A 23,036-nucleotide genomic window follows, 5' to 3' on the forward strand; every position below is an offset into this window, starting at 1 on the left:
AAGTAAGTTTTAATATTGAACAATTAAACCATAAATAATGATAACCTATCGTAATTATTGAGTTGTATACATCAAACCCTTTTTATTACTTAACCGTATAGGTTTAAAAATGATGAAATCTGTAGCTGTTATTGGAACCGGAATTATGGGTGCTGGCATTGCAGCCGGCTTTATTGCCCAAAACATCCCCGTAGTCATATTGGGTAGATCAAAAGACAAGGCTGACGCCTGCTTAGATAAAGCCATTACCCTGGCAAAGAAAATTGGCATGATTGGAGACAACGCCAATAAAGAGGATGGTGACATTAAGAAACAGCAATTCATTGGGGTCCTAGAAGATTGGCAGGACTGGAATCAATTCTCCTGGGTCATTGAGACCGTTGCCGAGAACTTAGACTTAAAAAAAGCCGTTTTCCAATACCTCGATCAAGTTGTGCCGGCGGATATTCCTATTGGCAGTAATAGCTCAGGCTTTCCGATCAGCAAAATTGCAGATGGTCTTAAAACTGCAAACCGCATGATGGGTGCGCACTACTTCATGCCTGCGGAAGTAGTTCCTTTAGTTGAAATTGTGATGGGACAAAAAACCGAGCTCAAGTATGCGGAGCAAGCTTGCGAACTTTATAGAGCTGTTGAAAAGAAGCCTGTCTTGGTCAAGAAGGATATCCCAGGATTTTTAGCCAATCGTATTCAGCATGCATTAATGCGGGAGGCACTCTCACTCGTACAAGAGGGAATTGCTACGCCCGCCGATATTGATGATGCCGTGCGATACAGCTTTGGCTTTCGTTACGCCGCAGTGGGCCCAATGACACAGAAGGAAATTTCAGGATGGGACGGGATGGCAAATGCCGCTAAAGAAATTTATCCGTCACTTTCCAATATCACTGCCCTGCCTCCAAAAGTAGTTCAGCTCATGGCTGATGGAAAAACAGGCATGAAAGCTGGAGAAGGATTCAGAAAATGGACGCCAGAAGAAATTAAAACAGTTTCCGACTCCTACTCTCGTAGATTGAAGGCTGCTTTTGATGTTCTTAATATTGAATGATTGAGTAATGTTGAGCTACGGCATCCTTCACGCGATCGAGGTTTGGAGTCACTCCCACGCCAACCGAACCCAATTGCGCAATATCAAGATGACCGCCGTTTGCGGTTAATGGACGATCGCAGATATCAAAGCGCAGATACTGATTTGACATGCTAAATCCCCAAGGCACATCCCCAATTGCAAAGCCAATAGATGCTGTTGCGGCTCCCGCTAGGGTTGTTTCCGCCACTTTGCACGCTAAGTTGAGTTTGAGATTGTTCGCTCTGAGGGTTTGTGCACTTTTCCAAGCAGCCAATACTCCGCCGGTCTTAATGAGCTTAAGGCTGGCGCCATCTAGGACCTTGGCTTTCATCAATTCCTCTATCTCATCTTCGCCATGGATAGACTCATCCAAACCAATTGGAATTGGAGAGTTCTGCTTCAGAAAAATAAAATCAGCCAAACTAGAGTTTGCATGGATTAACTGCTCTGCGAAAGAGAGCTTGCTTGCTGACGCTGAAGTGCAAAACCGGACCGCTTCCTCTAGGGACATAGCACCGTTAGCGTCTACTGAAATAACATTACCCTCTAGTATTTCAGAGATCGCCTGGACGCGGTGTAAATCCTCTTCTAAAGTTAAAGAGCCAACCTTAATTTTCCAGTGTTTGAATCCTGCTTCACGAAATGATTTAGCATCAGCCAATTCTTTTTCTAGCGAACCGCCCAGCATACGCAACAAAGGAATCTCTGTGGCTTCCGGTAAAGCATTTCCCGCAGTAGATGAGCGTAGGTACTTCCATAAAGCGATAGAGTTTTTCTGCGTATATAAATCAAGCAGCGCCATCTCTAAACAAGATTTAGCCGAGGGATTGCCATACAGAATGGCATCACACGCTTTTGAAAAATTCTTGGGATCACTCCACTCTAATGCGCGTGCCTTTTCTACTAAATACTTTACGCTTGCCATCAAACTTTCGAGCGTTTCACCAGTCATGAGTGGCGCAACAGATGCCTCGCCCCAGCCTTGGCGACCTTCTTCATCATTCAGACAAAGTAAAACTGTTTTGGCATCCACAATGACTTCTTTAGCCATTTTGATTGGCTCAATTAGCGGGATCGAAAGCGGAAAGATGGTTGCCTGAGTGATTTTCATTTTTTACACAGCATTTCAATAAATATTAATAAGAATAAACAAGAAGCATCAAATATACGGAGAACATTACATGAGAAAAATATTATTAGCATTATCACTTGTCAGCATTGGCTTTGCTACTAGCTTGCAAGCGCAAGGCTTTCCAAATCAACCCATTAAGTTAATTATTCCATTTGCAGCGGGTGGACCCTCCGATGTTTTGGCAAGAGGTTTTGTTCCTAAGCTTGGTGAGAATCTTGGTCAACCTATCATTATTGAAAACAAGCCAGGTGCAGGCGCCAATCTTGCAGCGGAATATGTAGCGAACTCCAAACCAGATGGCTACACCCTTTTCCTGATGATGGTCGGTACACAAGCCATTAATGAAACACTTTACAAAAAACTAAACTACAACCTCATTAAAGACTTTGCTCCAGTGAGTCTGGTTGCCTCTTCTTCACTATTGTTTGTAGCCAATCCTTCAGCACCTTTCAAAACCATCCCCGAGCTCATTGCTTATGCAAAAGCCAATCCTAATAAAGTGAGCTTTGCCTCATCCGGCGCAGGTACCCCACTCCATCTTGGCGGCGAACTGTTTAACACCCAAGCAGGAACCGATATTCTTCACGTACCCTATAAAGGTGCTGCACCTGCTTTGACAGATGTCCTTGGCGGTCAAATTGAAACTGCATTGGTTGGCACTCCTGCTGCATTACCTTATGTGCGCTCTGGAAAATTGATACCGCTAGGGATCACCAGTCTTAAGCGCTCTCCAAACGCCCCTGAGATTCCAGCTATCTCTGAGTACCTACCAAAATTTGACGTTGAGCTTGTATATGCAATCGTGGCACCAGCCCGGACTCCAAAAGCAATCATTGACAAACTCAATGCACAACTTGTTAGTACACTCAATAATCCCGAAATCAAATCACAAATTAATAGCAAGGGCTTTGAAGTCGTCACTAGCACCCCAAACTACTTAGGTGATTACATCAAGTCAGAAGTTACTAAATGGGGCCCCATCGTGAAAAAATCTGGTGCAACTGCTGAATAAATAAACTATCTCATCGAAAGAAACTTATGATTGAAATGTCTGAAAAAAAACTGGCTGGACCTATCATTCGCCTGCACCCAAACGACAACATTGTCGTAGCGAGAATTGATGTTGCCATTGGCGCTGAAGTGCCTAGCGAAAACTTTACGAGCCGCAGTCAAGTACCTGCCGGGTATAAGATTGCTACCAAAAAGATTCTGAAGGGTGAACCCATCCTGAAGTACAACGTCACTGTAGGTTTTGCTAACGTTGACATTGAGCCGGGTACCATGGTTCATAGCCACAATACGGAATTCCGAGAATTCGATCGTGACTACGCCTATGCAAGCGAATTCAAACCCACTCAAATGTTGCCAGAGTCTGAACGTGCAACTTTTCAGGGCTATGTCAGACCGAACGGCAAAGTAGGCACACGCAACTTTATCGGAATCTTATCCACTGTTAATTGCTCTGCAACGGTAGTAAATAAAATTGCTGACTGGTTCACTCCAGAGAGGCTGAAGGATTATCCGAATGTTGATGGTGTAGTAGCGTTCAGTCACGATATCGGCTGCGGCATGGAAATGAGTGGCGAGCCAATGCAATTACTTCGCCGCACGATGGCAGGTTACGCGCGCCACCCTAACCTCGCCGCTGCACTCATAGTAGGTTTAGGGTGTGAACGCAATCAACTTAAAGGTCTGATGGAGCAAGAAGATCTGACTGCAGGGACTAATCTGCATACCTTCATCATGCAAGAGTCAGGCGGTACACGCAAAACTATTGAGGCAGGAATTGAAGCGGTCAAGGCACTTCTTCCAGAAGCCAATAAGGCAAAGCGTGAAACAGTCTCTGCAAGCCATTTATGCGTTGGCTTGCAATGCGGGGGATCGGATGGCTTCTCTTCCATCACAGCCAATCCTGCATTGGGAGCGGCGATTGATATTTTGTCTCGTCACGGCGGCACCGGCATTCTTTCGGAAACACCAGAGATTTATGGTGTTGAACATACCCTGACTCGCCGAGCTGTAAGTCAAGCGGTTGGTGAAAAACTCATTAAGCGAATTCGCTGGTGGAAAGATGAATACTCCGTTGGCAGAGATGTGCAAATTAATGGTCAAGTTAGCCCAGGAAATCAGATTGGCGGCTTAGCCAATATTTTCGAAAAATCGTTGGGCTCTTCTATGAAAGGTGGCACTGGCCCCCTAATGGAAGTCTATAAATACGCTGAACCGGTAAACACTAAAGGGTTTGTATTTATGGATACCCCTGGATTTGACCCCGTATCAGCTACTGGCCAGATTGCTGGTGGCGCCAATCTGATTGCCTTCACCACTGGCCGCGGCTCTATGTTTGGCTCTAAACCAGCCCCTTGCATCAAACTTGCAACTAATACCCCAATGTATCAACGCCTTACCGAGGATATGGACATTAACTGCGGCGAAATCCTAGATGGGACTGTTTCTGTTCAAGAGATGGGACAAAGAATATTTGAGCTCTTCCTTAGAACTGCATCTGGAGAAGCCTCTAAGAGCGAGCTTCTTGGTTTGGGTGACTATGAATTTGTGCCCTGGCAAATTGGGGTAATGAGCTAAGAGGACTGTAGAATTAATCCTATTAGCTCAACCCAGATAGAAACTGAACTGAAACAGGCTTATGAAATTTAGGGATTACTACGAAACACTTGGTGTTGCTCGCGGTGCTACTGAAGCGGAGATTAAATCAGCCTATCGCAAGATGGCTCGTAAATACCATCCGGACGTAAACAAGGAAGCTGGGGCGGAGGAGCAGTTCAAGCAAATCGGTGAGGCCTATGCAGTTTTAAAAGATACCGAGAAACGGGCAGCTTACGATCGTTTTGGTGAGAACTGGAAAAACGGTCAGGACTTTACCCCTCCCCCTAATTGGAATGAAGGCTTTGAATATTCTGATGGTGGATTTGGTGGTGGACACCCAGGTTACGGCGGTGGTTTTGAAGGTGATCAAAGTGAATTCTTTGAATCACTCTTTGGCAGAGGCAAACACCGCCAAGGTGGACGTGGCGGTCAAACTCGTCAAGGCATGAACTTCAAAGGCCAAGATCATCACGCCAAAATTTTGATCGATCTAGCTGATGCTTACAACGGCGCCAAGCGTACGATTGCACTGCACATGCCTGTGCAAGATGCAAACGGTCATGTCAGCACTCAAGAACGTAAATTAGATGTCAGCATCCCCAAGGGTATCAAGGCGGGACAGAATCTCAGACTCTCTGGCCAAGGTGGGCCTGGTGTTGGCGAAGGCCCTGCAGGCGACCTTTATCTGGAAATTGATTTCCATCCAAACCCGATATACCGCGTTGAAGGCAAGGATGTATTCATTGATATTCCTTTGACCCCATGGGAAGCAGCTTTAGGAACAACAGTAAATGTACCCACTCCAGCAGGAAGTACTTTGGAACTAAAGATCCCTGCCGGTACTGTGGCTGGTCGCAAGATGCGACTCAAGGGCAAAGGCATTCCAAGCGCAGAGTCAGGCGATCTCTATGTTGTGCCGTCTATTGCACTGCCACCAGCGGATACAGATGCACACAAAGAGGCCTATCAAACATTTGAGAAAGCTTTTGATTTCAACCCTAGAACGCACTTGAAGGGATGATGGATATGACGCAAACGAATATCACCTGGCTTGAAGGTACAGTAGTAGAAAATGAAGTTCACATGACGATTGTTGAGCTCTCCCATGCATCACGCTCTCCAGAAGAACTCATCATGACCTGGGTTTCTGAAGGAGTGCTGAGCCCAACAGGGTCATCGCCGCAAGATTGGCGTTTTACTGGTGACTCTTTGAGGAGAGCAAAAACTGCCGCGCATCTTACGCATGATTTAGACTTAAATGTGCCAGGCGTTGCCCTAGCACTCGATCTACTCGATGAAATTGCCCAGCTGCGCGCTCGTTTGCCACGCGACTAGGCTAAAGTACTAAGATTCTGAACGACTCAAAAGCTGTTCCCAACGTTGTAGCTTTTGATCTAGATCGGTTGTGATTTCGCTGAGGCGAGCTTGCATGCTTGCCGCTAACTCAGGTTCATTTTTGTAGATATCTGGGTTGCTCATAGCAATACCAATATCAGCCTGCTCTGTTTCCAAAACTTCAATCTGCAGTGGCAATGCTTCTAATTCTTGGCGCTCTTTGCCATTGAGTTTTTGAACACCACCCTTAGTGACTGGTTTTTCTTTTGCCTGGGTATCTGCCTTAGCCTCTACCTTGGCCTCAACCTTGGCCTCAACCTTTTCCACTGATTTTGAGTTGCCATTGGCAGCACGAATCTTGTCTGATCGAGCCTTCTGGATTTTCCAATCCTCGTAGCCACCCTCATACTCTCGCCAAAAACCATCACCCTCATTGGCAATGATGCTAGTAACGACGTTGTCCAAGAAGTAACGATCATGACTTACCAAGAAAACAGTGCCTTTATAGTCTTGCAAGAGTTGCTCTAGCAAATCTAAGGTATCAATATCTAAGTCATTGGTTGGCTCATCCAATACCAAGACATTGGCTGGTCTGGCAAATAAACGCGCTAGTAACAAGCGATTGCGCTCACCACCTGACAAAGTACTTACCGGGGAATTCGTTCTCTCTGGCGCAAATAAGAAATCACTCAAATAACTCTTCACGTGCTTTTTATTGCCGTTGATTTCAATCCACTCACTACCAGGACTAATGTAATCCTCTAGTGATGCATTGAGATCCAAGCCTTCGCGCATTTGATCAAAGTAAGCCACTTCAATCCGCGTACCCATCGTTGCGGTACCTGAATCAGGTGTGATTGTTCCTAAGATTAATTTGAGTAAGGTTGTCTTACCAGCACCATTCGGCCCCAACAAACCAACCTTATCGCCGCGCAAAATCGTCGCTGTGAAATCCTTCACAATAGGACGATCATAGGATTTGCTCACGTTTTGTAAGTCCGCCACAATCTTGCCGCTACGATCCCCGGCAGAAACTGCCAACTTCACCTGCCCCATCGCATCTCTGCGTTCGGCACGACTACTGCGTAACTTTTCTAGACGAGCAATTCTGGCAACGCTTCTTGTACGACGTGCCTCTACACCTTTACGTATCCAAACTTCTTCTTGCGCCAATAATTTATCTGCGCGAGCATTAGCCAGAGATTCAGAGTTCAGCTCTTGCTCCTTAAGAACTTCATACTGGGTAAAGTTCCCAGGGTAGCTACGGAGAATGCCGCGATCCAACTCCACAATCTGCGTGCAAACGTTATCCAGGAAGGCGCGATCATGGGTAATCAAAATAACTGACCCTTGGTACTCCTTGAGCAATTCTTCTAACCAAGCAATCGAATCTAAGTCCAAGTGGTTGGTTGGTTCATCCAATAGAAGCACATCGGGCATCTCAACTAAAGCGCGCGCTAAGGCGACCCGTTTTTTTGTACCACCAGAAAGTGTATTGATCTTGAGATCTGCTTCAAGATGCAGTCGATCCAAAGTTTCATGAACGCGCTGCTCCCAATTCCAGCCACTCAGAGCCTCCAATTGGGACTGCACTTCGTCCAAGCGGTGATGGGAAGCGTCATCCCACTCGCCTACGCTCAGGGCCTCATATTCTTCTCGCAGCGCTTTCGCTTGCGCTACGCCTTTTGAGACGGCATCAAAAACGGTTTCTTCAGCCTCGAAGATAGGCTCTTGGGGCACATATGCAATGCGCAGACCTTGCTGATATTGCAGCAGGCCATCATCCATTTTTTCTATGCCAGCCAGAATCTTCAGTAAAGAAGACTTGCCGGTGCCATTACGGCCAATTAAGCCAACACGCTCACCGGATTCCAGTGAAAAAGCTGTGTTTGCGAGGAGGTCAACGTGGCCAAAAGCCAGTTTTGCATCTGTGAGTACGATTAAAGCCATGGCGACATTATCGTCACTTCCTTGAAAGAGGAGATATTTCCACTAACTTATAGAAGGCAACCCCATCGCTGGGGGGCATAAGGGCCTGAGTGAGTAGGCTCTAGCCAAAAAGAATAGGGCCCCTTAGGAGCCCTATCTCGAGACCTAAGAACTGAATTCTTAGAACTTGTAAGTCACGCCTACAGCTGGCATCCATGGATTTAATGTCAACTTGCCAAGGTTTGCACCCGTAGAAACCAATTGCACATTAGTTGCCATAGTTGCATATTTCACGTCAACGTTTAAACCCCAGTTTTTATCCAACATGTAGTCCATGCCAACCTGACCAACAAAACCAAGGCTAGATGGCTCAACTTGAACAGGCAAGGAGAAGTTTTGACGGTTGCCGAAAATGGTGTAGTTAATACCAGCGCCGACGTACGGCTTAAATGCGCCTAAATCAGTGAAGTGATATTGGGCTAGCAATGATGGTGGTAATGCAGTAATTTTGCCAATATTAGTATTACCTTGCCCTGCTGTAATGTTTACTTGTTGTGGCCAAGTTAATACCAATTCAGCTGCAATATTTTTTGTAAAGAAGTAAGAAACGTCAAATTCAGGAATCCACTGATTTTTGGCTTTAACATTTAAATCCTGAACAGTGCCTGACTGACCATTTTGATACAGAACATCCACCGCACGGACACGTACCATCCATGGATTTTCTTCTGCATGAGCTTGAGCAGCGATTGGGGCTAAAGATGCTACTGCAGCCATTGCTGCTACGAGTGACTTAATACGCATGATGGTTTCCCTTTTGGTTATCAATTTCGATGAAATCATTTTCGAATTGATGCCTATGCACGAATTTGATGTAAATCAAATGGGATGGACTTTGAAATTTTTTTTTGCTAAAAAGCAACAGTGTTTGAGAGCTTATTTGATCTAGATCAAATGACCCTATGCTCTACCTTACAAAACCTTGGAGTAAGAGCCTTTTGCCTGGGATTCCCTAAGATGCCGATCGAAAGTCATGGCCACCCTTCTTGCCAGGAGGCGCCCCTTGGCGGGGACCAGGATACTCTCTCCTTCCCAATCCAGCAGTCCAGCTTCTTCTAAACCCTTCAACTCTTCTATTTCGGTTTTAAAGTAGCTCGAAAAATTAATCTGATGGGAAGTTGCAAATGCTTTGGTATCCAAGGCAAATTGGCACATTAATTCACCGATCAGCTCGCGACGTAAAAGATCATCCTGATCAAGCTGCAATCCTCGCAGCACTGGAAGATGTCCATGATCGAGTGCCTCGTAATACTCATCAAGCGTACGTACATTTTGTGAGTAGCAATCATCCACCTTGCCGATCGATGAAATTCCGAAGGCCAAGAGGTCACACTCTGCTTGAGTGGAATAGCCTTGGAAATTACGATGAAGCTTTCCTTGCTTCTGAGCGATAGCCAATTCATCATCAGGCTTGGCAAAATGATCCATACCAATAAAGACATAACCAGCTTCACCCAAACGCGCAATTGTGTTGGAGAGAATGTCCAGCTTATCAGCGGCGGCCGGCAAATCAGCTTCAGCGATCCGACGTTGCGGCTTAAAGATATGCGGCAAATGCGCATAGTTGTAAACAGAGAGGCGATCTGGGTTCATCGCCAATACGGTATCTACCGTTTCTTTAAAAGTCTCTGGCGTTTGCTTTGGTAGACCATAGATTAAATCAACACTACGTGATGTAAATCCATACTTTCTGGACCAATCCATCACCGCTTGGGTTTCTTCAATCGTTTGCACCCGATGTACGGCCTCTTGTACTGCCAAGTTGAAATCCTGTACACCTAAGCTAATACGGTTAAAACCCAAATCCGCTAAGAGCGCAATATCTTGCTCAGTCACACGTCGTGGATCAATCTCAATCGAGTATTCACCGCCAGGCAATAGCTCAAAATGCTCACGCGTGTGATGCATCAACTCCGTCATCTCTTCGTGAGATAGAAACGTAGGTGTGCCACCACCCCAATGCAACTGGGTTACCGGAATCTTTTTCTGGGCACCCATGGCCTGAGTTACCATCGCCATTTCTTTGGCAAGATACTTTATGTATTTTGCACTTCGTCCATGATCTTTTGTGATGATCTTGTTGCAACCACAGTAGTAACAAATATTGGGACAAAAGGGCAAATGAAAATATAAGGAGAGAGGCTCATTTGCTTTGGCAACTCGATTCAGTGCACCCAAGTAATCCGCTTCAGAGAAATCACCATGAAAGCGGTCTGCACTTGGATAGGATGTATAGCGCGGTCCATTAATATCAAACTTCTTCAACAGCTCCGGATGAAAAAGAACTTCTTTTTCTTGGGCTTCTTCTGCTGATGAATTGCTTGCCGCTGAGTTCATAGAGTCTTGTGTGGGGTTTACTTTGGCAAATAGTCTAGCGCTACTGCTTCTGCTACTTTAATCCCATCCACACCCGCAGACAAGATTCCGCCGGCGTAGCCAGCACCCTCACCCGCTGGATACAGACCTTTGATATTTAGACTCTGATAATTGGCGCCCCTTGTAATGCGTAAAGGGGATGACGTGCGTGTTTCTACACCTGTTAGAACGGCATCTTTCATGGAGAAGCCTTTAATTTGCTTTTCAAAGGCTGGAATCGCCTCCCGAATTGCCTCGATGGCGTATGCAGGTAAACTTTCTGCTAGGTCTGTTAAATGAACGCCTGGTTTATAGGAAGGTAGAACACTTCCAAATTCAGTGGAGGGTTTGCCCTCTAAAAAGTCACCAATCAGTTGACCTGGGGCTTCGTAGGTGTTGCCACCCAATTCAAAAGCTTTTGATTCAATAGCACGCTGAAACTCAATGCCTGCAAGTGGACCGCCAGGGTAATCCTCCGGGGTAATACCAACAACAATCCCTGCATTGGCATTGCGCTCATTACGAGAGTACTGACTCATCCCATTCGTCACAACTCGATTAGGTTCTGAGGTAGCCGCGACTACGGTTCCACCGGGGCACATACAAAAACTGTAGACCGAGCGACCATTTTTAGCGTGATGAACCAATTTGTAATCCGCTGCGCCAATCAGCTCATTGCCAGCATGCGGGCCAAGGCGCGCTTTATCAATTAAAGATTGGGGATGCTCAATCCGGAACCCAACAGAAAATGGCTTTGCCTCCATATAAACACCAGCATGATGCAAGGCTTCAAAAGTATCCCGCGCACTATGACCAAGCGCCAAGACCACATGGCTGGCGGGTAAGTCAGGCTGTCCCTCTATTTTGACCCCAGTAATTTGCTCGTTTTCAATATCAAAGCCAATCACTTTTTGCATGAACCGAATCTCACCGCCAAGCTCAATGATTTCCTGGCGCATTTTTTCCACCACCCCAACCAAGCGGAAGGTGCCGATATGCGGTTTAGCTACATAAATAATTTCTTCTGGGGCGCCCGCTTTTACAAACTCATGAATGACTTTGCGCCCATAAAACTTAGGATCTTTAATCTGGCTATACAACTTGCCGTCTGAAAACGTACCAGCTCCGCCTTCACCGAATTGCACATTGGATTCAGGATTAAGTACGTTTTTACGCCATAAGCCCCAAGTATCTTGAGTCCGTTCGCGAACTTTTTTGCCGCGCTCAAGAACAATCGGTTTAAAACCCATTTGCGCTAACACGAGAGCAGCAAAAATACCGCATGGTCCAAACCCAACTACCACTGGACGAAGGGCGTTGCCTGTAGAGATTGATTCAGGGGCTTTTGCAACAAAGTGATAGCTTGTATCTGGAGACACTCTTACATGAATATCGCCCGAAAAATTCTTGAGGAGTGCTTCCTCGTTCTTAGCCGATAAATCAACGGTGTAGATAAAGGAGAGTGCAACATTTTTGCGTGCGTCGTAGCTGCGCTTAAAGACCTTAAACTGGACTAAATCCTGAGCACCTATTTTGAGGCGCTTCAAAATTACCTTCTCCAGATCTTCTGGAGGATGGTCAATCGGTAGACGTAATTCAGTAATACGGATCATGGGTTTTACGGTACACAGTCATTTGAGGCATTTACGGGGCCCTTTGGAGCCATAAGCCAAATAATACTGGTTATGAGTCCACTCAGGCCAGGAGTTGTTCCATAAAGGCGATAATGCGTCATGGCTCTACGCGCAACTATCCACAAAGCCGACCTTCATGTCGCAGATTCTGACCGTCATTACTATGGCAGTCACTCCCTAACTATCGCTAAGCACCCTTCTGAGACTGAGCAAAGAATGATGGTCCGCATCATCGCCTTTGCATTGCAGGCACATGAGGACTTGGTCTTTACAAAGGGTTTAAGTGATACCGATGAACCAGATCTGTGGATTAAAGATCTCACTGACGCAATCAAACTCTGGATTGAAATTGGTCAGCCAGACGAACGCCGCATTCTAAAAGCGTGTGGTCGTGCCGATCAAGTCGTTGTCTACTGCTATGGTGGTCACACTAGCAAGATATGGTGGGATGGCATTGCCAACAAGCTTACCCGTGCACGCAACTTACAAGTAATTTCAATTCCGGCTGAACAGGCGGAAGATCTTAATAAACTGGTTGAGCGCAGCATGGTCATTCATGTGAATGTTCAGGATGGTGAAGCATACGTCTCCTCCGACCAAGGCCAAGTTACGATTACTCCAGAGATTTGGCGCAACAATCAGTAAATCGTAGATATCTTACATATGAAGGCGATCGTTTTCGACACCAATGTCTTGTTAGATCTCTTTGTCTTTAATGACTTTAGAGCGCTTCATATGAAGCAAGCGCTCATTGAAGGCAAGATAGATGCGCTAGCAACCCCAAATACTTTAGAAGAATTCATTGATGTGATTTCTCGCCCATTGTTTTCGCTAGATGAATCACAGCAGAAACAAATTGCTCTGCAATGGCAGAGTCTAGCAAGAGTTGTGGATGATCAATCCTTGAGTAAGGCCCCTTGGGTATGCCTAGATCCTGACGATCAGGTCTTCTTAGACATTGCCTATACCTTAAGGCCTTGCATATTAGTAAGCAAAGATAATGAAGTACTTCGCTTCGCGCACAAGGCATTAACAGAACAGGTTTTGATTACCGCTGATTACACAGTATTGGATCTATAGACTTTGTGCAGCCTGTGCTGCAATTTCAAATGATCTCAGGCGGGCTTGATGATCATGAATTTGCCCAGTAAAGATAATCTCATTGGCGCCAGTCAGATCCAGCCAATGCCGCATCTCTTTTTTGATAGTCTCGAATGATCCAACAACAGAGACCTGCAATGCATGGTCAGCGGTAGCCCTTTCATGAGGCTCACAAAATTCATCCAGATTGGCTATCGGGGGTGGTAACTGCCCTCTAGTATTCCTACGCATTCTGACAACGTTCTGCTGCAAAGTAGTAAAGAGATGTTGAGCTTGTTCATCAGTATCTGCAGCCACCACATTCATTACGAACGCTGCATATGGCTTGGCTTGTTGAGCCGATGGCTTGAAGAGGTCGCGGTAAATTTTCATTGCCTCAAGCAATTGCTCAGGCGCAAAGTGTGAGGCAAATGCATACGGCAGACCAAAGTGCGCAGCTAATTGGGCACCATAGAGGCTCGAACCCAAAATCCAAATCGGTACATTGGTGTTTATTCCGGGTATCGCCTTAACCGACTGACCCTCTTGAAGAGGGCCAAAGTAATGCTGTAGTTCTCGCACATCCTGCGGAAAGCGATCATCACTACCCAGCAAATCACGACGCAATGCCCTCGCCGTCATTTGATCAGTTCCAGGCGCCCTCCCTAGGCCCAACTCGATTCGGCCAGGGTACAAGGACTCGAGCGTACCAAATTGCTCGGCAATCACTAAAGGGGCATGGTTAGGCAACATCACACCACCAGAGCCCAATCGAATATGAGAGGTGCCAGCAGCGATATAACCAATCAACACTGCTGTTGCAGAACTCGCATTACCGGTCATATTGTGATGCTCTGCTACCCAGTAGCGTGTATAACCCCATTTTTCAGCATGCTGAGCCACATCCAAGGAGTTGCGAAGTGCATCGGCAGCAGTAAACCCCTGTGGAATCGGAGATATATCTAGAATGGAGTATGGGATGGAATTTGCCATCGCTAGATCATACCGAGAAAGTGCATTGTTGACATGAGTAAACCCAAAATGGCTGACCCCGATGACGGCCTCTTTAAGCCGGGTAGCAAACTAAGGCATATCAAGACCGGTGGATTTTATAAAGTAGTCTTTCTGGCTAACGTAGAAGCTAGCCTTGAGCCAGCCTATGTTTATGAATCCATGCAATCCCATGATTTTTGGATTAGACCCCAAGCCGAAATGGAAGATGGTCGCTTTGAACTCATCCCAGAATAAGAAGGCAATTAACTATGTCAGAAGAACGAATCACCAATCTCGAAATTAAACTGAGCTTCACTGAAGATCTCATCGAGAAACTCAATGAGACGGTATACAAACAGCAGCAACAGATTGAATTTCTATATCGGGAGCTTAAGGTAATTAAAGAACAGGCCAGCAGCAGCGGTGGCGGAGGTGGCAGCCTCAAAGATGAAATCCCGCCACACTATTAATCAACTGCTAATATAGGCTTTAGGCATAAACCCCTTACAACACATGCAAAGGATTCATCCATGAGCAACTTAACATTATTTCTAGTCCAGTGGGGCTTAACTTCTTTATCCCTTTGGGTTGCTAGCTACATCTTTAGCGGCTTGCGCTTTGCTGACGGCGGTTCACTCATCATTGCCGCCCTACTCTTGGGCTTTGCCAATGCGATCGTTAAACCATTGCTGGTTTTATTCACGCTGCCTCTCACTGTAGTGACCATGGGTCTCTTCCTGCTAGTGATTAATGCATTAGTGCTCATGCTAGTTTCTGCTGTAGTCAGTGGCTTTACGATCTCTAGCTTCTGGACCGCATTCTTTGCCAGCATCTTTATTTCTTTATTCAGCCTTTTTATCAGTGGCTTAGTTTTCTAAGAGGTAGATTTACAAGCTTAGTAAGTCTTATCCACTCTTATTTGCTTGCGGGATAGATATCCGACCAAGAGTGCAGCGCTGTTTTGCATGGCTGCGACTTGGTCGCCAATGATTTAGCGTTCTCAGCAGCAATACTGATGCCACCAGTCAAAAAGCCCAGCCCAATAGAGACGGCGCTGTTCACTACACCCGCTTTATTTACCCCAGCTTGTGGGTTTTGCAGGGTTCCCTCAATTTTCACCAGACCGCCAAGATCCAATCCCGTTGTAAGGCCTGATTTTTCTCTTGGATTAATGTTGATATTAAGGGCTTCGCTTGCAAGATTGATAGAGCCCGCCAGGGTAATATCAAGACGATCGGTCTCTACTCCAACCGAATTCTGAATATTGACCATCCCATTGTTGATCGGTAGATAGGCAACAGCACACTCCAAGATAGTTTGGGTAGATTTTTTTCGCATTGGATTCACTGCATCGAATACCGTAATGACAAAGTCTCCGCCCTTGTTAATAAACTTTGAATCTAATTTGGCTTGACCAACTGAGATCTGAATAGCACCAGTAGCTCGGCTAGCCATTTGATGCAGACTTACTCCGCTGGCCCGCAAGTTCCATGCTACTTGTGCATTGCCACCAGATACTCTGGCACTGGAATCAGCAGTGGCAATAATTTGCTCTAAGGTAAAGTCTTTTGCCATACCCTTCATCGTCATTTTTGGGGAGGCGCCATCAAATTCAGAAATAGAAAGTTGTGCTTGAGCGCTTCCTTTGCCAACGTTAAAACTCACATCATTTGCATCAATCGCATTTTTCTTGAATTGCAAGCTCGTCTTAAAGTTGGTAAATGGCGCTTGATTGGGCACCCCTAATTCAGCAATATTGATCTTGATGCTGCCATCAGCCAAAGGTAAAAGGTCGAAAGGCAATGCATTGTCTGAGAAAAAGAACTTTCCTTGAGATTGATGGGTGCTTGTATGACTAGCTTTTCCGCTTGAGCCAGCTATCGCAGCAGATCCAGCCAAAGGAGCCAAATCAAAGGATTTGGAGTTAAGGTTAATGCTAAATTGCGGCAAGACTTGAGGCTTCTTATCAATCTCGCCAGTAATTGCAAGCGACTTTCCATTCAAGGTAAGCGTTAGATCAAGATCCATTTTTACCGGAGATTGATTCCAGGCGAAATAAGCATTTCGTAAGGAACCTGTTTTACCTTTGAGATTTAAGGTGTAGTTGGCATATTGCAGATCCATCATAATCGTCGATTTCCCATGCCCACCATCAAGATTTAATTTAGGAACCTTTAATGACTTTGTAGCTTGATTTCCATCCTGGTAATTGATGCGCGCATCAACAACATCCAATGTCTGAAATGAGACAAACGTATTATCAGAAGAACTACTTGCCGTTGTTTGAGCTGCTGAATTATCAGCAGTCAAGGATGGAGCAGTCAGATTCCAATTGCCTTCGCCGGCTTTATTAGTTTGTAAATTGGCCTCAAGCCCCACTACGCCAATTCTGCTGATCTCAACACTACCCTTGATCAAGGGTAATAACTTAATATCCAATTCCACTTTCTTGAAGGTCAGCAAATCGGGATTACTTGCCCATGATGCATTGCTCAAAGATAACTGCTCCGCCTTGACGCTAATGGAGGGAAAAAAACTCAGACTGACTGGCCCGGCGATTTTTAACTCACGTCCAGTAGCGTCTTTGACTGAAGAACTCAGTAGCTGAGTTAATTGAGCAGGGTTGATAAAGGATGCCGCATACCAGGCACCTAGACCTGCCACGACTAGAAAGCCTATAAAAGCAAATAGGGAAATCTTGAGAGTTTTGTTCACTTAGCCATTCTAAATCCACCTATGGATATTGCCAGCCATAATTCCTCCGAGACTAAAATAGGCAGATGAGCACAGATAATCTACCGAAGTGTCCTGCCTGTCAGGAAGATATGACCTACCCAGATGGAGAGAATTACGTTTGCGCCCAGTGTGGCCATGAATGGCCTATTGCTGGTGCCGCTGTAGAGGCTGAGGTCGGATTAATCGTAAAAGATGCCAACGGCAATTTGCTGGCTGATGGCGATACCGTCACCCTCATTAAGGACCTCAAGGTGAAGGGCTCATCAACCACCCTCAAGGTTGGCACCAAGATCAAGGGGATTCGCCTAGTATCTGGCGATCATGAAGTTGATTGCAAAACAGAGGCCGGCAATATGCTGCTCAAAGCCTGCTTTCTGAAAAAAGCCTAGTTCTTTTCGAATCTAGGCTTCCCGTCCTAAGATAGTTTAAGTGCTTGCCTTTTTAAGGACGGCATAAATTTGATCTTTCAGAAGTAGCTTTTCCTTTTTCAAGGTCTCAATCTCCTCTGGGGTACTTGGCTCAGAATGCGCCTCCATTCTCTGAATCTTTTGATCCAAGTTATTGTGTTTATCAAACAAATGCGAGAAATGACGATCAGACGTTTTCAGCTTAGTGATAAGTTCGCGATATTCAGGAAACATAGACCCTCTTCATATTTAGGTTGTATAAAAAAGTCGGTACTTTTAGTGTAGCAACCCTGTATTGCAAGAACAATAGCTTCCACCATCTATTTATTTCACCTCTCCCCTTGTAATCCGAGGGACAAACCCCACATAGGAAAGGTGAATTCCTGCTGAAATTTGCAGTAATATTAGTGGTGCATTACGCACAATAACTACCGAAAGAAGGGTAATAAACCATGGCTACAAAGAAGTCTCCAGCAAAAAAGAAAGTAGCTACCAAGGTGGTAACAAAAGCCCCTGCAAAAAAAGCTGTCAAGAAAGTTGCTGCTAAGAAAGTCGCAAGCAAAAAGACAGTGAAAAAGGTAGTGAAAAAACCGGCAGCTAAGAAAGTGGCTGCAAAGAAGCCTATCGCTAAAAAGGCGGCAGTTAAGAAAACAACGGCAAAGAAAGTTGCTGCTAAAAAGCCAGTAGCGAAGAAGGTTGCCAAGAAAACCGTTAAACCAACTTCATCTAAATCTCCTAAGGTAGACCAATATGGTCTAGAGCAAGATGATGAGTTTTACGGTCTGTATTTTGCAAAATCTACAAACAAGGGGTTGGTTGAAGTAAAGCCTTGTACCTTCTCTCTCATGTATTGGTGGAAAGGTTTGCTTGGCTATCCCGACATGATTGAGATCTCCAAAGGCAGCAATACTGCAATGTTGCAGTTTGAGTCTACTTTTGGTGGCGGCGACTCTGGCGAGACCGAGTTAACAGAAAAAGATGTCTTGGATATCGATCACATCATTGAAGTTGATGAAGAAGAGATGATGATCTCCCTCTACTCTTATGTACCTATCCCGGTGCCAGAGAAATTAGTTGGAGCCTTGAGTCTTGCTGTTCTCAATATCAACCCAGAAACTCGCTACGGCAGCCTAGAAATCTGCCCAACCGAGAATGAAGAAGGTGTTACTGAGCATTTCTTGCGTTATCGTGCTGCAACCTATTTGCGCAGCATCAAGTCAGGCAAGGTAGAAGCTATCGAGAGCATGGTTACCAATGGCTCTGAGTTCTTTGGTCTTGCTTTAGATGCGATGTGCGTCAATAAGTCGATTAAGAAATGGTTGCTTAGCTAACCAAGACTAGTAAATGGCAGATTAACTACCTGCCACTATCTGCAAAGATAGATGTAAGTTAAGGGAAAACGGTCATTGACCGTTTTTCTGCTTTCTAGAATCGTCACAGTTCTTTTACCCTGCTTCTTGCATTCTGCAAGAGCAGCTTCCTGGGCCTCGCTCTCTTTTGCAGTTTTAGGCGCATGTACACCAATCGTGCCATCAGATTGTTGATAGACGCCAAATTCACTTTGCGGTGTAGAGCAAGCAGCTAACAGCAAATACATCAGAAGAAATAAATAGCGACTTAACATTTTGAATGCTGCCTAACAGATAAGGGATGAATGAATTCTATCTTACCCCCAATGATGGAAAGCAAGAATTTACAGCCAATTAGGCGGCCTGAAAGAACTTCTCTTTAAGCTTTAGCGCAACCGAGACTAGACCCACCATGATAGGCACCTCTACCAAGGGCCCAATTACAGCAGCAAATGCAGCTCCTGAGTTGATTCCAAATACAGCAATCGCAACTGCAATAGCTAGCTCAAAGTTGTTACTAGATGCTGTGAACGATAAGGTGCAGCAGCGCTTGTACTCAATGCCCATCTTGATAGTGATAAAGAATGTCAGCAGAAACATCACCACAAAGAACGCCAAGAGCGGAATAGCGATAGTAACGACATCCATTGGTAGCTGAAGGATTAATTTACCCTTCAAACTAAACATCACCACAATCGTAAAGAGCAAGGCAATTAAAGTGAGTTTGCCAATTCTGGGTACGAAATTATTTTGATACCACTCTTTTGATACAAATTTGAGGGCAATATATCTGGTTAAGAATCCTGCAACACAAGGAACGCCTAGATAGATTGCAACAGTTTTAGCAATTTCGCCAATGGTGATATTGACAACGGAGCCTGCAAAGCCAAAGTACGGCGGCAAGACAGTTAAGAAGAAATAAGCATACAAGCTAAAGAACAGCACCTGGAAGACGGCATTAAAGGCAACCAAGCCAGCCGCATACTCTGTAGAGCCTTTAGCAATATCGTTCCAAACAATCACCATAGCAATACATGGCGCTATACCAATCAAGATCAGTCCCGCCATGTATTCCGGCTGATTGGGAACAAAAATAATGGCCAAGAAGAACATCAAGGTGGGCGCAACAATCCAATTGAGCAGGAATGCCAAGCCAAAGATCCGCTTATCCCTAAAAACATCAGGTAGGTCTTCGTATTTGACCTTGGCAAACGGTGGATACATCATCAAGATCAATCCAATGGCAATCGGGATATTCGTAGTGCCCGTTTGAAAAGAGTTAATGAACCCCTCTACCCCAGGGACAAAATATCCCAAACCTATTCCTGCTGCCATGGCAGCAAAAATCCACACCGTAAGATATCTATCTAAAAACGAGAGTTTGCTGGTAACTGTATTCATGATTTGCTGTGAATTTCTTGAAGGCTGATAGAGTTAAGTTGCTCGATTGGCAGTTCAGACAATAGATCAATACGTTTTTTTAGGCCAATCATGACTTCTTTAAATGCACGACGTTTATCGTCATCCGATCCAGCTGCTTGCGATGGATCCGGGAATCCCCAATGGGCGGTAGCTGGCTTACCTGGCCAGAATGGACAGGCCTCGCCCGCTGCATTGTCACAAACTGTAACAATGAAATCCATCTTTGGAGCCTCTGGCAATCCAAATTCATCCCAAGACTTAGAACGCAACCTTGATTCGTCGTAACCCATCTGTAAGGCTAGCTCACGGGCAAATGGATTTACAGATGTCCCCGGAGTAGATCCAGCGGAATAACCCACGAACTTGCCGCTGGCATGCGTTGAAGCAAGCGCTTCCCCCAAGACAGAGCGAGCAGAATTATGTGTGCATAAAAAGAGAATGTTGTATTGCTTCATTTTGCCTTCGCCTTTTTGGTGATCGATACTGGAGCACAGGCTTTGCCGCCACAGCAGTTTTCAAGCAAGAACGCGCTAAGCTCTTGAACCAAGCTAGCATTGGGTCGATAGATGAGATTGCGACTCTGGCGCTCTACTGACAATAAATCCGCCCCCATCAATTCTTTTAGATGAAAGCTGAGTGTGGCGTTGGCTACGCCAAGTTTTTCAATAATTTCACCGGGCGTTAATCCAGTATCACCACGCTGCACTACTAAGCGAAATATATTTAAACGGGTCTCTTGGCCCAGCGCTAGAAATGCTTTGATGGCATCAGTGTTTTTCATATTTCCAATTATATAGAAATATATATTTCAAGAATGTGACATACAACCTCCGATAACTGACATATAACTGTCATATAAGTGTCATATACGCTTGAAAATAGCTTGAATAGAACGTAGGATTTGTTGAGAGCCATCTCATATTCAACAATATTTGAGCCACACATCCATATAGGAATAAACATGAGTCAAAAGAAATTGGTCAAACAGTTATTTAAAAAGCTCGATAAATTAGAGTCCGACAGAGAGAAGTTGATCGATAAGCTTGCAAAAGCATTAGAGAAGCTCGATAAAAAAGAGGCGGCCAAAAAGACACCCGCCAAGAAAGCCGCAGTGAAGAAGGTATCAGCCAAGAAAGCTTCAGCTAAAAAAGTTGCAGCAAAGAAGGCGCCAGCTAAAAAAGCAGCGGCCAAGAAAGCCCCCGCCAAAAAGACACTCAGTCCAAGCGAAGCTAGCTGATGGGTCATAAAAATAAAGATAAGCTAGAACAATCTAGCTATGATGAACAACTTCGCCTATTGCAAATAGAGCTAGTCAAACTGCAAAATAGTTTAATTAGCAAAGGAGATCAGATACTGGTCATCCTTGAGGGTCGTGACACAGCCGGTAAAGACGGCACTATAAAAGTCATCACCCAACACTTAAGTCCAAGAGAAACGCGTGTTGTTGCACTCGGAAAACCATCCGATAGCGAATCTGCAGAGTGGTATTTTCAAAGATACGTAGCTGAGTTACCAAAAAAAGGGGAATTCGTACTCTTTAATCGCAGTTGGTACAACCGCGCCGGTGTTGAAGTGGTGATGAACTTTTGCACCAAGCCCCAGCATGCTAACTTCATAAATACAGTCAATGAGTTTGAGTCCATCCTAGCTAGCTCAGGCATCACTATCCTCAAATACTATTTAGATATCTCTAAAAAAGAACAAGCCCTTCGTCTTGCAGATAGAGCGAAGGATCCGCTCAAGCAATGGAAAATCAGTCCAATTGATCAGCAAGCGCAGAAAAACTGGAATGCTTATAGCAAGTGTAGAAATGAGATGCTAGAAAAAACTAGTACTGCAGATGCGCCTTGGATCGTTGTAAAGGCTAGCGATAAAAAAATTGCCCATTTCAATATGATTCAAGACCTGTTATCGAGAGTTACCTATCCAGGTAAAGATAAAAACCTGCTGAAGGCGAATAAAGACATCATCTTCAAATGGGATGGGAAATTATCTAAGCTAGAAAAGTAGCTTCTTTAGAAAACCTCAGGAACATACAGGTCCGGAGGTACTGGCCCGCGCAGATAATCAGGGTTATGTACACGCTTAGGCAAAGTAATGACTGGGTGATCAATTTCTTTATACGGTATTTGACTCAGCAAATGCGTTATGCAGTTTAGGCGTGCTTTTTTCTTATCATTAGCAGCAACCACCCACCAAGGCGCCTCAGGTATATGCGTGCGCTCCAACATAGTTTCCTTTGCTTTGGTGTAAGCCTCCCAGAGTCTTCTGGCCTCCAGATCCATTGGGCTTAGCTTCCACTGCTTTAATGGGTCATGAATACGCATCATGAAGCGGTTGTATTGCTCATCATCAGAGATTGAGAACCAATACTTAATGAGAATAATTCCAGAGCTGATCATCATGCGCTCAAGATCCGGAACAGTTCTGAGAAACTCTTCGTACTCATCATCGGTACAAAAACCCATCACCTTCTCTACACCGGCTCGGTTGTACCAGCTTCTATCAAATAAAACGATCTCGCCACCAGCTGGCAGCTGGGAAATATATCTTTGGAAATACCACTGTGTTTTCTCGCGCTCATTGGGTGCGGGTAAAGCAACTACCTTACATACGCGAGGATTGAGTCGCTGAGTAATACGCTTAATGGCACCACCCTTACCCGCGGAATCTCTTCCTTCAAATAGGACCGCTACCTTTAGTTTGTTCTCTACTACCCAGTCTTGGAGTTTTACTAACTCACCCTGAAGCCTAAAGAGCTCACGGAAGTAAACATTACGTGGAATTTGCGAATGGCTGTCACCATCAGGAGAAAGGCGATCATCATCGAGCTCCATTTCAAGCTCTTCATCCATGCTGTCAAGAATTTCCTCTTGAGCACGGCGATACCACTCGGCCATTTCTTTATGTTTTGATGTCATTAGCGTT

General features: G+C 45.1%; 27 protein-coding genes. 14 read left to right on the forward strand and 13 right to left on the reverse strand.

Translation table 11 applies throughout. The annotated features are described in order from the left end of the window. Nucleotides 1–109 precede the first annotated feature (109 nt). Nucleotides 110–1,048, forward strand: coding sequence for a 3-hydroxyacyl-CoA dehydrogenase family protein (locus AOC21_RS06215; RefSeq protein WP_251371471.1), 939 nt, complete (start codon nt 110–112; stop codon nt 1,046–1,048). Here AOC21_RS06215 and AOC21_RS06220 read toward each other — a convergent pair. Next, complete coding sequence (locus AOC21_RS06220) at nt 1,035–2,180, reverse strand: mandelate racemase/muconate lactonizing enzyme family protein (RefSeq protein WP_215391147.1); 1,146 nt, start codon at nt 2,178–2,180, stop codon at nt 1,035–1,037. The two genes, AOC21_RS06215 and AOC21_RS06220, sit on opposite strands and share 14 nt — an antisense overlap. 70 nt (nt 2,181–2,250) lie before the next feature. Between AOC21_RS06220 and AOC21_RS06225 the strand changes: the two genes are divergently transcribed. The 4 genes from AOC21_RS06225 (at nt 2,251) to AOC21_RS06240 (ending at nt 6,143) form a co-directional block, all read left to right on the forward strand. Then, entirely contained in the window at nt 2,251–3,213 is a 963-nt protein-coding gene (locus AOC21_RS06225; protein WP_215391148.1) for a tripartite tricarboxylate transporter substrate binding protein, read from the forward strand. Between the two features lie 26 nt (nt 3,214–3,239). Further along, nucleotides 3,240–4,787 carry a UxaA family hydrolase gene (locus AOC21_RS06230; protein WP_215391149.1) on the forward strand — a complete coding sequence of 516 codons (1,548 nt, stop codon included), beginning with the start codon at nt 3,240–3,242 and terminating at the stop codon, nt 4,785–4,787. A 61-nt stretch (nt 4,788–4,848) separates the two neighbouring features. Next, entirely contained in the window at nt 4,849–5,829 is a 981-nt protein-coding gene (locus AOC21_RS06235) for a DnaJ C-terminal domain-containing protein (RefSeq protein ID WP_215391150.1), read from the forward strand. 5 nt (nt 5,830–5,834) lie between these two features. Beyond that, nucleotides 5,835–6,143, forward strand: a complete 309-nt coding sequence (locus AOC21_RS06240; RefSeq protein WP_215391151.1) for a chaperone modulator CbpM — start codon at nt 5,835–5,837, stop codon at nt 6,141–6,143. A 9-nt stretch (nt 6,144–6,152) separates the two neighbouring features. Here AOC21_RS06240 and AOC21_RS06245 read toward each other — a convergent pair whose 3' ends face one another. The 4 genes from AOC21_RS06245 to AOC21_RS06260 all read right to left on the reverse strand — a co-directional run bounded on the left by AOC21_RS06245 (nt 6,153) and on the right by AOC21_RS06260 (nt 12,100). Further along, nucleotides 6,153–8,093, reverse strand: coding sequence for an ATP-binding cassette domain-containing protein (locus tag AOC21_RS06245; RefSeq protein ID WP_215391152.1), 1,941 nt, complete (start codon nt 8,091–8,093; stop codon nt 6,153–6,155). Nucleotides 8,094–8,252: 159 nt separating this feature from the next. Then, a complete protein-coding gene (locus AOC21_RS06250; protein ID WP_215391153.1) occupies nt 8,253–8,876 on the reverse strand; it encodes an OmpW family protein in 624 nt (207 codons plus the stop codon). A gap of 168 nt (nt 8,877–9,044) precedes the next feature. Continuing rightward, complete coding sequence (gene hemN, locus AOC21_RS06255; RefSeq protein ID WP_215391154.1) at nt 9,045–10,469, reverse strand: oxygen-independent coproporphyrinogen III oxidase; 1,425 nt, start codon at nt 10,467–10,469, stop codon at nt 9,045–9,047. A gap of 17 nt (nt 10,470–10,486) precedes the next feature. Further along, on the reverse strand, nt 10,487–12,100 hold the full coding sequence (locus AOC21_RS06260; protein ID WP_215391155.1) for an NAD(P)/FAD-dependent oxidoreductase: 1,614 nt from the start codon (nt 12,098–12,100) through the stop codon (nt 10,487–10,489). 120 nt (nt 12,101–12,220) lie between these two features. Between AOC21_RS06260 and AOC21_RS06265 the strand changes: the two genes are divergently transcribed. Then, nucleotides 12,221–12,766: a YaeQ family protein gene (locus tag AOC21_RS06265; protein WP_215391156.1), complete on the forward strand. Its 546-nt coding sequence runs from the start codon at nt 12,221–12,223 to the stop codon at nt 12,764–12,766. Nucleotides 12,767–12,784: 18 nt separating this feature from the next. Beyond that, nucleotides 12,785–13,201 (forward strand): putative toxin-antitoxin system toxin component, PIN family, encoded by a 417-nt coding sequence (locus tag AOC21_RS06270; protein WP_215391157.1) that lies wholly within the window; start codon nt 12,785–12,787, stop codon nt 13,199–13,201. On the opposite strand, the gene AOC21_RS06275 is transcribed toward AOC21_RS06270, so the two are convergent. Next, a complete protein-coding gene (locus AOC21_RS06275) occupies nt 13,196–14,194 on the reverse strand; it encodes an LLM class flavin-dependent oxidoreductase (protein ID WP_215391158.1) in 999 nt (332 codons plus the stop codon). The genes AOC21_RS06270 and AOC21_RS06275 overlap by 6 nt on opposite strands. Nucleotides 14,195–14,227: 33 nt before the next feature. Between AOC21_RS06275 and AOC21_RS06280 the strand changes: the two genes are divergently transcribed. From AOC21_RS06280 to AOC21_RS06290, 3 genes are read left to right on the forward strand one after another with little or no spacing between them, the layout of a single operon-like run. Further along, complete coding sequence (locus tag AOC21_RS06280; protein ID WP_215391159.1) at nt 14,228–14,449, forward strand: hypothetical protein; 222 nt, start codon at nt 14,228–14,230, stop codon at nt 14,447–14,449. A 14-nt stretch (nt 14,450–14,463) separates the two neighbouring features. After that, nucleotides 14,464–14,664 (forward strand): SlyX family protein, encoded by a 201-nt coding sequence (locus tag AOC21_RS06285; RefSeq protein ID WP_215391160.1) that lies wholly within the window; start codon nt 14,464–14,466, stop codon nt 14,662–14,664. Nucleotides 14,665–14,724: 60 nt separating this feature from the next. Continuing rightward, the gene (locus AOC21_RS06290) at nt 14,725–15,072 is read left to right on the forward strand and encodes a phage holin family protein (protein ID WP_215391161.1); all 348 of its coding nucleotides are present in this window, start codon (nt 14,725–14,727) and stop codon (nt 15,070–15,072) included. Nucleotides 15,073–15,109: 37 nt separating this feature from the next. Here the strand turns inward: AOC21_RS06290 and AOC21_RS06295 are convergent, their stop codons facing one another. After that, nucleotides 15,110–16,909 (reverse strand): AsmA family protein, encoded by a 1,800-nt coding sequence (locus AOC21_RS06295; protein ID WP_215391162.1) that lies wholly within the window; start codon nt 16,907–16,909, stop codon nt 15,110–15,112. A gap of 65 nt (nt 16,910–16,974) precedes the next feature. On the opposite strand from AOC21_RS06295, the gene AOC21_RS06300 reads away from it, so the two are divergent. After that, nucleotides 16,975–17,319, forward strand: coding sequence for a zinc ribbon domain-containing protein YjdM (locus tag AOC21_RS06300; RefSeq protein ID WP_215391163.1), 345 nt, complete (start codon nt 16,975–16,977; stop codon nt 17,317–17,319). Between the two features lie 36 nt (nt 17,320–17,355). On the opposite strand, the gene AOC21_RS06305 is transcribed toward AOC21_RS06300, so the two are convergent. Then, the gene (locus AOC21_RS06305; RefSeq protein WP_215391164.1) at nt 17,356–17,571 is read right to left on the reverse strand and encodes a YdcH family protein; all 216 of its coding nucleotides are present in this window, start codon (nt 17,569–17,571) and stop codon (nt 17,356–17,358) included. Nucleotides 17,572–17,789: 218 nt separating this feature from the next. Here AOC21_RS06305 and AOC21_RS06310 point away from each other — a divergent pair, with 218 nt between their 5' ends. Continuing rightward, a complete protein-coding gene (locus AOC21_RS06310; RefSeq protein ID WP_215391165.1) occupies nt 17,790–18,668 on the forward strand; it encodes a hypothetical protein in 879 nt (292 codons plus the stop codon). 35 nt (nt 18,669–18,703) lie between these two features. Here the strand turns inward: AOC21_RS06310 and AOC21_RS06315 are convergent, their stop codons facing one another. The 4 genes from AOC21_RS06315 to AOC21_RS06330 form a co-directional block, all read right to left on the reverse strand. Then, nucleotides 18,704–18,961 (reverse strand): hypothetical protein, encoded by a 258-nt coding sequence (locus AOC21_RS06315; RefSeq protein WP_215391166.1) that lies wholly within the window; start codon nt 18,959–18,961, stop codon nt 18,704–18,706. A gap of 79 nt (nt 18,962–19,040) precedes the next feature. Further along, nucleotides 19,041–20,087 (reverse strand): ACR3 family arsenite efflux transporter, encoded by a 1,047-nt coding sequence (arsB, locus tag AOC21_RS06320; RefSeq protein WP_215391167.1) that lies wholly within the window; start codon nt 20,085–20,087, stop codon nt 19,041–19,043. Next, the gene (locus tag AOC21_RS06325; RefSeq protein WP_215391168.1) at nt 20,084–20,563 is read right to left on the reverse strand and encodes an arsenate reductase ArsC; all 480 of its coding nucleotides are present in this window, start codon (nt 20,561–20,563) and stop codon (nt 20,084–20,086) included. The genes arsB and AOC21_RS06325 overlap by 4 nt, the downstream gene beginning before the upstream one ends. Further along, on the reverse strand, nt 20,560–20,889 hold the full coding sequence (locus AOC21_RS06330; protein WP_215391169.1) for a helix-turn-helix transcriptional regulator: 330 nt from the start codon (nt 20,887–20,889) through the stop codon (nt 20,560–20,562). The genes AOC21_RS06325 and AOC21_RS06330 overlap by 4 nt, the downstream gene beginning before the upstream one ends. 180 nt (nt 20,890–21,069) lie before the next feature. On the opposite strand from AOC21_RS06330, the gene AOC21_RS06335 reads away from it, so the two are divergent. Further along, nucleotides 21,070–21,345 (forward strand): serine/threonine protein kinase, encoded by a 276-nt coding sequence (locus AOC21_RS06335; protein WP_215391170.1) that lies wholly within the window; start codon nt 21,070–21,072, stop codon nt 21,343–21,345. Further along, complete coding sequence (gene ppk2 / locus AOC21_RS06340; protein WP_215391171.1) at nt 21,345–22,118, forward strand: polyphosphate kinase 2; 774 nt, start codon at nt 21,345–21,347, stop codon at nt 22,116–22,118. Before AOC21_RS06335 ends, ppk2 (AOC21_RS06340) begins: the two co-directional genes overlap by 1 nt. Before the next feature lie 5 nt (nt 22,119–22,123). Here the strand turns inward: ppk2 (AOC21_RS06340) and ppk2 (AOC21_RS06345) are convergent, their stop codons facing one another. Then, nucleotides 22,124–23,029, reverse strand: a complete 906-nt coding sequence (gene ppk2, locus AOC21_RS06345) for a polyphosphate kinase 2 (protein ID WP_215391172.1) — start codon at nt 23,027–23,029, stop codon at nt 22,124–22,126. Nucleotides 23,030–23,036 lie beyond the last annotated feature (7 nt).

Source organism: Polynucleobacter sp. VK25 (assembly GCF_018687355.1).
In the GTDB taxonomy this organism is placed as follows: domain Bacteria; phylum Pseudomonadota; class Gammaproteobacteria; order Burkholderiales; family Burkholderiaceae; genus Polynucleobacter.